The organism is Desulfonatronospira sp. (assembly GCA_003563255.1).
Taxonomy (GTDB): Bacteria; Desulfobacterota; Desulfovibrionia; order Desulfovibrionales; family Desulfonatronovibrionaceae; genus Desulfonatronospira.
In genome coordinates, this window is the sequence record PWSL01000024.1 from 1 (window position 1) to 10,932 (window position 10,932).

Here is a 10,932-nt window from a genome sequence, read left to right on the forward strand (position 1 = left end):
AACTCCGGGGACTGGCTCTTTTGCCGCCAGTTTATTGAGAGTAGGTGCAAGATATCAACCGGCAAAAGTGCCTGTCCCCAATTGAGACAGTTTATATTATTGTAAAAGTTTCGCTGTAGTGTTAGCGCTTTCAAGGAAAGCAGGGGGCAGGCACCAACGCACTTTTTTTTGTAATGATCTTCACATCAGCTAAAAATAAGTGCGGGGAGAGCCAGTCCACATGCCACATCCAAAGCGCTGACAGATACCATGAAAACGTGTTGACAGATTGCTGATCTCCATTATGGCGAATGCATCATGAAAAAGGAATACTGCGGATTATTCGGAATCCATGATCACCCCGAGGCAGCCAGAATGGCCTATTTTGGACTGTACGCCCTGCAGCACCGGGGCCAGGAAAGTGCTGGCATCGTCACCTGGGACGGCAGCAGGATCCGGGAACAAAAAGGTATGGGACTGGTTGGAGATGTTTTCAGCGAAAAGCACCTGGGGCACCAGCTCAAGGGCAACATTTCCGTGGGGCATTTAAGGTACTCCACCACCGGGGCCTCTCTACTGCGCAATGCCCAGCCCTTTCTGGTCAGGTTCAAGGACATCTCCATGGCCATTTCCCACAACGGCAATCTGGTGAACACCACTGAAATCCGCCAGGAACTGGAGCAACAGGGTTCGATTTTCCAGACCACCATGGACAGCGAAATCATAGTCCACCTCATTTCCAAACATATGAACGGCAACTCCGTGGAAGATGCTCTTAAAATGGCCCTGGGGAAGGTAAAAGGTGCCTATACCCTGCTGATAATGGCCAATGACAAGCTTATAGCCGTTCGTGACCCCAACGGGTTCAGGCCCTTGTCCATCGGCCGTCTTGGGGATTCCTACGTTTTTGCATCCGAAACCTGTGCCTTTGATCTCCTGGAAGCCGAATACCTGCGCTGCGTTCAGCCTGGGGAAATTGTGGTGGTGGAAAATGGCCGACTGAACAGCATGAGTTTTGCGGAAACCACGAAACCCTCTCCCTGTGTTTTTGAATTAATCTATTTTGCCCGTCCGGACTCCATAGTCTTTGATGACGAAGTCTATCATGCCCGCAAGCAAATGGGCCGTGCATTGGCCAGGGAAGCTCCGGTGGAAGCTGACTATGTCATGCCTTTTCCCGACTCCGGAGTATATGCTGCAGTGGGTTATGCCCGGGAATCAGGGATCCCCTTTGAAATGGCCATGATCCGGAATCATTACGTGGGCCGGACTTTTATCCAGCCTTCCCAGGACATGCGTGATTTCGGGGTCCGGGTAAAGCTCAACCCTGCAAGGAGCATGATCAAAGACAAAAAAATTCTGATAGTGGAAGACTCCATTGTCCGGGGTACGACCATCCGCACCAGGGTCAACAAGTTGCGCGAACTTGGAGCCGGGGAAATACATATGCGGGTCAGCTGCCCGCCCATCAGACATCCCTGCTACTATGGCATTGATTTTTCTTCCAGGGGTGAACTAATAGCGGCCAACCACAGCTTGGATGACATAGCAAGTTTTATTGGACTGGATTCCCTGCACTACCTGAGCATTGAAGGTCTTCTGTCCTCTCTTAACCAGCATAGATCATTTTGCCTGGCCTGCTTCACAGGAAATTATCCGGTCGCCCCTTCACCCAATTGTGATAAACTTTGCCTGGAATGGTAAAAACAAGGCAATGTAATTGTGACTTACAGCAGAAAGCATACCCTCTTGAGAGCAAATCCTGAATCCGTGAAGTATATCCATTTAGACTTATGTCCTTCCAGGATCCGGGGTTTGACAAAATGGCCGCAAACTGTCTGAGCGACTTAGGCAGACTTAATCAAAATCCTTTAACCATCTGATTTAATTTATATAAACTTTGGAATGTCCTGCAGTATATTAGATCAGGCAAGGCCGGGATTTTGATTTAGTCTGCCTTGGAGTGAGTCTTTGCGGCCTTTTTGACAAATTCCGGATCCTGTTTGCACGGATTCAGAGTAAATAATAAAAGGTATCAGTTTTATAAACAAATATGCCTAACAACAACGACTGGCTCAATAAGGCCCGACAGGTACTGGATATAGAGCTGGAAGCCATCAAAGCTGTCCGGGACGACCTTGACGATTCCTTTTCCACAGCCATGCAGGAAATGGCAGCTTGTGCGGGACGCATTGTCCTCACCGGGATAGGCAAGTCGGGTCTCATTGGACGTAAAATGGCAGCCACCTTCAGCAGCACCGGAAGTCCGGCCTTTTTTCTGCATCCAGTGGAAGGGGCCCACGGGGACATGGGCATGCTCAGAAGCGAAGACCTGATTCTGGCCGTCTCCAACAGCGGAGAAACCGAAGAAGTTAATTCCATCCTGCAGAGCATCAGATCCCTGGGAATTAGAATTATTGCCCTGACCGCTGATACGGGTTCCACCCTGGCCCGTCTCTCGGACGTAGTTGTCAGAGTCAGGGTCCCCCGGGAGGCATGCTCCCTGGGACTGGCACCCACCAGCAGCACTACCGCCGTTTTGGCAGTGGGCGATGCCATGGCCATAGCTCTGATGCAGAGCAAACATTTCGGCAAAAAGGAATTTCAGAAATACCATCCAGGGGGCTTTCTGGGACAAAGACTCAGGCAGGGCATCCACAGGCTGATGCACACCAGCGGCCTTCCCCTGGCCCGGGAAGATGAAAGCCTGGAAAACGCTTTGGAGGTAATGAACCGGTGCGGCTTCGGAGTGGTCTTTATTACTTCAGGAGGAAACAGTCTGGCTGGGGTAATAACCGACGGCGACGTCCGCCGCATGGTCTGCCGCAAGGAATGGCGATTGAGCGACCCGGCAGGCAAGCACATGGTCTCTTCACCGGTGCACGCAAATCCAGGCCAGTCAGCAGCCTCGGTCCTGGACGTCATGGAGGAAAAGGCCATAACCGTACTGCCCATCGTGGACCATGAAAATTACATCAAAGGCCTGGTGCATCTGCATGACCTTTTGGGCAAGGGCAAAGTCAAATTCTCCTCATGACCACACAGGACTACATATGTCTCAGATGCAGCCGGGTCTACCCCACCTGCTGCCGCCTGAAACCCGGCCTGGAAGAATTATGCTTTCCTTTGTCCCGGCAGGAGCAAAAAAACATCCAGAACCATCTGCTGCACTCAGACTTTTTTGTTGAGCAGTCAAACACTGCAAAATTTATTTCCACCATGGGCAGGCTGCTGCCGGACCATTACCAGAAAACCAGATCAATTTTTACACCTGATACTTGTCATTTGCGTCTGAAAACGTTATCAGATGGTAAATGTATATTGCTTCAGGATGACGGCTGCCTCCTGCCACGGCATATGCGGCCCTTTTACTGCCGTCTTTTTCCTTTCTGGTTTTACCGGGGCAGGCTTGGGTATATGGCAAGCCGTGAATGCCTGGCCCAGCAGGAGACCCGTGAAGTAAAAAATCTGCTCAAGCTTTTCAGGGCGGAAGTATCAGCCCTGCAGGCAGATTATTATTCCATGCTCCGGAACCTGGGGCTGAATGACTGATCCTTCAACCTTACACCTGGGTTAATTATCATCAAAAATGAAATACCTGAAAATATTCTCAATATTATTCTTTGTGCTGATCCTTGCAGCCACTGCTGCGGGTATTGGTCTCTACAAGTGGGTGGCTGATGACCTGCCCGATTACAGGACCATTTCCGACTATAACCCGCCACTGGTAACCAAAGTCCTCACCCGGGACGGAGATGTCCTGGGACAGTTTTACCGGGAAAAGCGCTACCTGGTCTCCCTGGATGAGATTGCCCCGGTGGCGGTCAAGGCCTTCCTGGCTTCAGAAGACGCCAGGTTTTACGAACATGAGGGAGTGTCCATGCTGGGCGTGGCCAGGGCCGCAATCCAGAACTTCAAGGCCGGAGAGATTGTACAGGGAGGCAGCACCATCACCCAGCAGGTCATCAAGTCCCTGCTCCTCACCCCGGAGCGCAGCTACACCCGCAAACTCAAGGAAGCCATCCTGGCTTACAGGCTGGAAAACCACCTGACCAAGGATGAAATCCTGACCATCTACATGAACCAGATCTTCCTGGGCTCCAGAGCTTACGGCGTGGAAGCCGCCTCCAGGGAGTACTTCGGCAAGCACGCCCAGGAACTGAACCTGGCCGAGGCAGCTCTCCTGGCGGCCCTGCCCAAGGCCCCGTCCAGGCTCAATCCCTACCGCAATCCCCAGGGGGCAAGACACAGGCAGATGTATGTGCTTTCACGTATGCTTAACCTGGGCTGGATAGATGAAGAAGAATATCAGGAAGCGGTGTCCGAGCCTCTGGAACTGCAGCGCATGCCGGATCCTTCCTGGCAGGTGGGCCCGTACTACCTGGAAGAAGTCCGCCGACGCCTCATCGCCATGTTCGGCGAAGACAAGGTGTATGAGGGTGGGCTGGTGGTCCAGACCCCCACCAGCTTCAAGCACCTTGATGCCGCCCAGAATGCCCTGCGCCGGGGCCTGGAGGACTCTGCCAAAAGAAGAGGCTGGAGAGGCCCCCTGGATAATATTGAGCCGGAAATGCAGCAGGGCTTTCTGATGCAGCAGATCCTGGATCCTGAAGACCTGGCAAAGGGTCAGTGGACTAAAGTCCTGGTAACAGATGTTCAGATTTCTGGAGCTGATGTCCGCTTGGGTGATTTCCAGGGACGTATAGACGTATCCACCATGGAATGGGCCAGAACGCCCGATCCTTCAAGGGCCCCGGAAGAGGTACGGGCAATAAGGGATGCCACGCGAATTCTGGAACCAGGGGACATTGTCTGGGCCTCTTTACAGCAAAAGCCCCAGCCACAAGAAAAAAACGGAGAAGAGGACACCAGGACCGGCATATGGGAACTGGCCCTGGAACAGAAGCCCGAGATTCAGGGGGCTGTTTATTCCATGGACCCCAGGACAGGTGATGTGCTGGCCCTGGCCGGGGGGTATAATTTTCACCAGAGCCATTTCAACCGGGCCACCCAGGCCAGAAGACAGCCCGGATCTGCTTTCAAGCCCATTGTTTACTCTGCTGCTCTGGATAATGGCTACACCTCGGCCTCCATTGTTCTGGATGCCCCGTTTGTCTATGATGATCACCAGACTCTTACCAGTTGGAGACCCAGCAATTTTGAAGGCGTTTTTCACGGCCCAACGCTGATAAGGGATGCCCTGGTCAAATCCAGAAATCTGGTCACCATCCGGGTGGCCCAGAACCTCGGGGTCAATGAACTGATTGACAGATCCAGAAGCCTGGGTATCCAGGAAGAATTTCCCAGTGATCTGACCATAAGCCTCGGTTCAGTCCCCATCACTCTGGAAGACATGTGTCAGGCCTTCAGCGCCTTTGCCAGGGATGGTTCTTATGTAGTCCCCAGGTTGATCATCTCTGTCTCGGACTCCTGGGGTCAACTTATTTATGAAAACAATACACAGCCGGTGGAGGCCATCAGCCACGAGAATGCTTATATCATCACCAACCTGCTGCAGGAAGTGGTCGCCGACGGCACCGGATGGAGGGCCAGGGTCCTGGGCAGGCCTGTAGCAGGCAAAACCGGGACCACCAACCAGCAGAAAGACGCCTGGTATCTGGGCTACTCCCCCTACCTGCTCACCGGGGTTTACGTGGGCTTTGACCATCCCGAGCCCATGGGCAGGTTTGAGACCGGCGCCAGAGCTGCCTCCCCCATCTGGGTCGATTATCGCAAGCAGGTGGAAGACGACTATCCGGTTCAGGACTTCCAGCGTCCTCCTGGAATCGTAACAGCCAGGATAGACGCAGAATCCGGACTGCTGGCTCCTTCTGGCATGGACAATACCATCTTCCTGCCTTTCAAGGCCGGCACAGAGCCCACAAGGAAAAGCGCCAGGGCTGCAACCAGCCGGGAAGACAGCTCCGGTCGCAGCGGATCTACAGAAGAAGACCTTTTGATGCAGATTTATTAAAGTGAACATCCCCTGTACTGGTCTTTTGGCCGTCCCTGCTGGAATTGTCAGGGAGGCAAGCAGCCTTTTCCTGGGACTGTTGAAGATAATGGTCCCCATCATAATCCTGGTCAAGATAATCAACGAACTGCAGCTTTTACCCTACCTGGCGGCTGTACTTGAGCCGTTGATGCATCTCATGGGGCTTCCCGGGAGCATGGGTCTGGTCTGGGCCACGGCCATTCTCAATAATGTCTACAGCGCCATGATAGTCTTTGTCTCCCTGCCGGTCAGTTTTGAGCTCACCGTGGCCCAGGTGACCATATTATCTACCGCCGTTTTAATGGCCCACGCCCTGCCCATAGAACTGCGCATAGCCCAGAAATGCGGTGCCAGAATAGTTTTTCAGGCCCTCTTCAGGATAGGATGCGCCATAATCCTGGGCATTATCCTGAATTTCATTTATGAGTGGGGCGGCTGGCTGCAGGGGGAAAATACCATAGTATGGCGTCCTGACCCGCAGCCCCAGGGGATCTGGGGCTGGGTCACGGCCCAGCTTCGCAACCTGGGTGCAATTTACTTGATCATAATCGGCCTGGTGACTGTCATTCGTTTCCTGGACTACATTCATTTCACCAGGCTTCTGATCTGGATGCTCAACCCTCTTTTCAGACTGCTTGGGATAGGTAAAGAAGCGGCCTCCATAACTATTGTTGGTCTGACCATGGGGCTGGCATACGGGGGGACCCTGATCATAAGGGAAGTACGCAACAGGGGAATCCCTCAAAAAGATGTATTTTTTTCCCTGACACTGATGGGGATAGCCCACAGCCTGATAGAAGATACCCTGCTCATGCTGCTTCTGGGTGCGGATCTCTCGGGAATTCTTCTGGCCAGGCTGCTGTTTTCACTTATGTGTGTCTTTTTGCTTTTCAAAATATGGGCTTACCTGCCCTCAAAATATGTACACCGCTACCTGCATCCAGCTGATGCCAAGGAGGTAAAAACATGAGTCTGAACAAAGAACTGCTGCAGATCCTGGCCTGCCCCAAATGCAGGTCCGATCTGAGCCTGGTGGGTGAGGAGGAAGGTCTTCAATGTGTTCAGTGCGCCCTGGTATATCCCATCAGGGAAGAGATCCCGGTCATGCTCATTCATGAGGCCATACCCAGTGGGGAGTGGGAAAAAGGCATCAGGACAAAGGACTGAAAAATGGGTAAAAAAAAGAACAGGCCGCTGCCCCAGGAAATGGAAATGCCGCCTGGAGGTGCCGACAGTCACGCGCACCTGGACTTTGAAACCTTTTCCGGTGAATTGGACCAGGTCCTGGATAAAGCCCGGCAGTGCGGGGTAAGCACCCTGGGCCAGGTCTTTCTGGGGCCCGGGGCTTATGCAAAAGGCCATGAATATTTCAGTGCCGGGACCGGTGTCTTTTTTATCCTGGGAATCCACCCTCACGAGGCCTCTGGACTGGATACCGCCACAGCCCAGAAGATTTATTCCCTGGCCCGCAGCGACCCGCGCATCAAGGCCGTTGGAGAAACCGGGCTGGATTTTTACTACAACAAAAGCACCCCCAGGGAGCAGAAAAAAGCCTTTTTGACCCAGCTGGAGCTGGCCAGGGATCTGGATCTCCCGGTGGTGATACATTCCCGGGAGGCTGCAGTCGATACCCTGCAAATACTCAAGGCTATGGGATTGAAGGATCGCAAGCTTTTGTGGCACTGTTTCGGCCAGGACCTGGAAACGGCCAGGGAAATACTGCGAAATGGCTGGCACATTTCCATACCCGGCAGTATCACCTTCGCCGGAAACAGCCTTTTAAGAGAGGTTGTCAAGGAAATACCGATAGACAGGCTCCTGCTGGAAACCGATTGCCCGTTTATTGCTCCTGAACCATACAGAGGCAAAAAAAATGAACCCGCTCTACTGGTGTTTACCGCTATGGAAGCGGCACACTCAAAGGGGATGGACCCTGGGGAACTCTGGCAGATCTGCGGGGACAACTGCCGTGGATTATTCGGGGTCAGCCGGACTGACTAAAAATCCTTTTGTCCCTTTGCAGGCGCAGCTTTGTATCAAGGCAGGCAAGTCGTTGCTCAAATATCACCCGGAGTACCGGCCAGCTTTTTAGTAGTGCTCGCCAGACGTCGGGCCAGGTTGTTTATGATACGGGAGGACATACCAGGGTAATCGGCTATCATCTGATTCAGCCGGTCTCCAGGATAAACCTCCAGGATTGACTCCCCCACGGACCTTACGCCGGCGGTCCTGGCCTCCCCCAGGATAGCCGCCATCTCTCCGAAAAAATCCCCGGGTTCTCTAAGCAAAGCCAGTACTTTATCCTCTTTGACCACCTCCAGCCCCTGTTCAGAGGATACTATCCGGTAAATGGCATCGTCCTGGTCCCCTTCATGGATCACCCATTCCCCAGGGGAACAGGATCTTATTCCTCCCGGAAAATAGTAGTCCTGATCTTCTTTCAGCAGGGATTCCAGCCGAATCCACAGGTTTTCAATCTCTTTTATATGGGTATCCAGCACCCGCCGAAGAAGCAATGTCCCTGACACGGCCTGGTCCAGAAACTCCTGGTAGCCATGCCTGGCCACCCGGACCTCCCCCCTGGCTCTGGCGGTATAAAGATATCCCCGGCCCGGCTTGAGCAGGGTTTCAGTCCCCAGAACAGTGCCGGCACCAAGGTGCAGGACCCTGTGCCCCCCACGCAGAAGCTCGACATTGCCGTAAAGAAGTATATAAAAATGATCCGCCGGCTCACCCTGCACAAAAATGTCGGTATCTCCGGCGATGTTTAAGACCCTGACGTCCTGCTCCTTTATATTAACATTGCCGGGAATCATTTAAAGCTGATTTCCTTGATTTCGTCCGCTCGAAATGAAACTGTCCCCCAGTCGGTCATGCCCCGGAATATTGTTCCGGGCTGGATGTAAAAATCCATTTCTTCCTGGCCCACCAGGGTCAGCCTGGCCAGCACCCTGTCATTCTGGGAATAAAAACGGGCGGTACGGATTTTTCCGAAATCAACTTCAGCCTTTGCGGAACCGACCCGGGCAGGGAGATAAGTTGAGCCATCCACGAACAGGCCCTGCACTTCAAAGCTTTTATTCGAATGATCCACCACTTTTGCCCTGAAAAACCTTTCGGAGTCTCTGGGTCCAGCACCAAAGGGATCGCCGGTAGCACCACCCATACCCATACATACAAAGGAGACGGCCAGCAATACAGGTATTAAATAATATAAATATTTCTGACCCGGCTTAACACCTTTGGTTTCATCAGCTTTCATGAGTTGTAATCTATTCTTCATTACCCGTTACACCTCTATAGACCACTTGCAGGTTAATTTCCCAACCCGCGGCACCCAGAAATTCATCCAGCCCGGTTTCCCCCTCTGGAGCACATACCAGCTGCACCACGGCTCTGTATTTATCCACAACACTCATATAAGCCAGATTGTCCACAGACTCAAGTAAAAACTTGAAAAGAGCAATATCGCTTCTCTTAAGCTGCACATATACCCGCCTGGAAAACAGTTGAGCCTTGTTCACAGGATCTCAACCCCATTGTCTGTAATGAGCACCATGTATTCCCAGCGCACCCCGCCCCAGCCTGCATAGTAAAGACCGGGCTCCACCGTGACCACCATGCCCGGGACGAACTCACCTTTTGTATCGGGTCCAAGGCTTGGAGCCTCGTGTGTCTCCAGGCCGATGCCGTGTCCCAGGGAGTGGGTGAAATAACCGTCCACCCCATGCTCCGCAAAATAAGTTTTCACCCTCTTGTAGGCCTCGCTGATGGGCTTGCCCGGGGCTATCCATTCTATCACCAGATCCTGGGCTTGACGCACCAGATCCCTGGTCTGGCGGAAAAAAACATCTTCCCCGGGCCCAACCCAGAATGTACGGGACTGGTCAGAACAATAATCCTGATACCTGCAACCCATGTCCACCAATAGCGGCATGCCTTTCTCAAGCACTTTGGACCCGGGAGAAGCATGCGGCAGAGCCGAGCGCTCCCCGGCAGCTACTATAGTTGAAAAACCCAGTTCGCTGGCGCCTTCTTCCCGGAACAACTTTTCAGCCTCCCAGGCAATATCCTTTTCCAGCAGACCCGGACAAAGCATTTCCTCAATCCGGGCAAAAACCTTGTGATTCAGGCTGCATGACTTTCTGAGAAGCTCCAGTTCCCTGGCATCCTTCAGAAAACGCAGATCCTCAACCAGCCCCTTGACAGGAACCATTTCAAATTCCTGGCTCAATGCCGTATAATACTCATAATTCATCCATTGCGGCTCAAAACCAAGCATAACTACGCCGATTTTCTTTAAATATCCCTGGATCTGTTTGAACTTGTCCCTGGTGTAGATAAAAATATCCTCATCAGAAAAAAACTCTTTGCCTTCCTCCAGGTATCTGGGGTCAGTTAAGAGATAATCCCTGTCCGGGGTAATCAAAAGATACCCTGCGCTTTCATTGCATTGGGGGTCGTGCAGCTCAAAACCGCTGAGGTAATAGCGGTTTGCGGGGCTTGTAATGATAATGGCCTCTACTTCTTTTTCAGCCATATTCATTTTCAGCTTTTGCCTGCGCAGGGCGCGGCTCTCTTGCATATTGCATCTCCGTATCATTTTGTGCTGAAACATATCACTTGAGAGTTAATAGTTATCAGTTATCAGTTAACTGTTAACATTACAGCGAAACTTATACGCAACAGTTTAGACTTATTCCCGAAAACCTGTTACAAAAAACAAGAAAAATTTTAGCCATGGCAGGGGTTCAGCGCTTGGCAGTGGGACTGTTTCATTTTTGGACACTAAGCTCAGGTGCTCCCCCCGCCGCGCAAGCGGCTGATGCCTTTTCCCTGCGGGTTCTTATTCCCGCAAGGAAAAAACATGCTTCTTCAATCTCTTTTATCTGTGTCAATCTGCCTGCCCGGTGAAATAGACGAAGTCTCAGCGCAGCGGATTTCACTGGGTGTGATCT

Annotated in this window: 11 protein-coding genes; 7 read left to right on the forward strand and 4 right to left on the reverse strand. The window is 52.3% G+C overall.

Translation table 11 applies throughout. The features are described 5' to 3' along the window. The first annotated feature begins 297 nt into the window (after positions 1–297). The 7 genes from purF to QZP87_RS00775 all read left to right on the forward strand — a co-directional run bounded on the left by purF (position 298) and on the right by QZP87_RS00775 (position 7,975). A complete protein-coding gene (purF, locus tag QZP87_RS00745) occupies positions 298–1,683 on the forward strand; it encodes an amidophosphoribosyltransferase (protein ID WP_291321012.1) in 1,386 nt (461 codons plus the stop codon). A gap of 349 nt (positions 1,684–2,032) precedes the next feature. Beyond that, positions 2,033–3,016 (forward strand): KpsF/GutQ family sugar-phosphate isomerase, encoded by a 984-nt coding sequence (locus tag QZP87_RS00750; protein ID WP_291321013.1) that lies wholly within the window; start codon positions 2,033–2,035, stop codon positions 3,014–3,016. Next, positions 3,013–3,531, forward strand: coding sequence for a zinc/iron-chelating domain-containing protein (locus tag QZP87_RS00755; RefSeq protein WP_291321014.1), 519 nt, complete (start codon positions 3,013–3,015; stop codon positions 3,529–3,531). The genes QZP87_RS00750 and QZP87_RS00755 overlap by 4 nt, the downstream gene beginning before the upstream one ends. Before the next feature lie 37 nt (positions 3,532–3,568). Continuing rightward, a complete protein-coding gene (locus QZP87_RS00760) occupies positions 3,569–5,953 on the forward strand; it encodes a PBP1A family penicillin-binding protein (RefSeq protein ID WP_291321015.1) in 2,385 nt (794 codons plus the stop codon). 1 nt (position 5,954) lies between these two features. After that, the gene (locus QZP87_RS00765) at positions 5,955–6,944 is read left to right on the forward strand and encodes a hypothetical protein (RefSeq protein ID WP_291321016.1); all 990 of its coding nucleotides are present in this window, start codon (positions 5,955–5,957) and stop codon (positions 6,942–6,944) included. After that, positions 6,941–7,141: a Trm112 family protein gene (locus QZP87_RS00770; RefSeq protein ID WP_291321017.1), complete on the forward strand. Its 201-nt coding sequence runs from the start codon at positions 6,941–6,943 to the stop codon at positions 7,139–7,141. Before QZP87_RS00765 ends, QZP87_RS00770 begins: the two co-directional genes overlap by 4 nt. A gap of 3 nt (positions 7,142–7,144) precedes the next feature. Beyond that, positions 7,145–7,975, forward strand: coding sequence for a TatD family hydrolase (locus tag QZP87_RS00775; protein ID WP_291321018.1), 831 nt, complete (start codon positions 7,145–7,147; stop codon positions 7,973–7,975). A gap of 56 nt (positions 7,976–8,031) precedes the next feature. On the opposite strand, the gene QZP87_RS00780 is transcribed toward QZP87_RS00775, so the two are convergent. From QZP87_RS00780 to QZP87_RS00795, 4 genes are read right to left on the reverse strand one after another with little or no spacing between them, the layout of a single operon-like run. Further along, a complete protein-coding gene (locus QZP87_RS00780; protein ID WP_291321019.1) occupies positions 8,032–8,790 on the reverse strand; it encodes a cyclic nucleotide-binding domain-containing protein in 759 nt (252 codons plus the stop codon). Next, complete coding sequence (locus QZP87_RS00785; RefSeq protein ID WP_291321020.1) at positions 8,787–9,257, reverse strand: hypothetical protein; 471 nt, start codon at positions 9,255–9,257, stop codon at positions 8,787–8,789. Before QZP87_RS00785 ends, QZP87_RS00780 begins: the two co-directional genes overlap by 4 nt. After that, positions 9,247–9,498 carry a DUF4911 domain-containing protein gene (locus QZP87_RS00790; protein WP_291321021.1) on the reverse strand — a complete coding sequence of 84 codons (252 nt, stop codon included), beginning with the start codon at positions 9,496–9,498 and terminating at the stop codon, positions 9,247–9,249. The genes QZP87_RS00785 and QZP87_RS00790 overlap by 11 nt, the downstream gene beginning before the upstream one ends. Then, a complete protein-coding gene (locus QZP87_RS00795; protein ID WP_291321022.1) occupies positions 9,495–10,559 on the reverse strand; it encodes an aminopeptidase P family protein in 1,065 nt (354 codons plus the stop codon). Before QZP87_RS00795 ends, QZP87_RS00790 begins: the two co-directional genes overlap by 4 nt. Positions 10,560–10,932 lie beyond the last annotated feature (373 nt).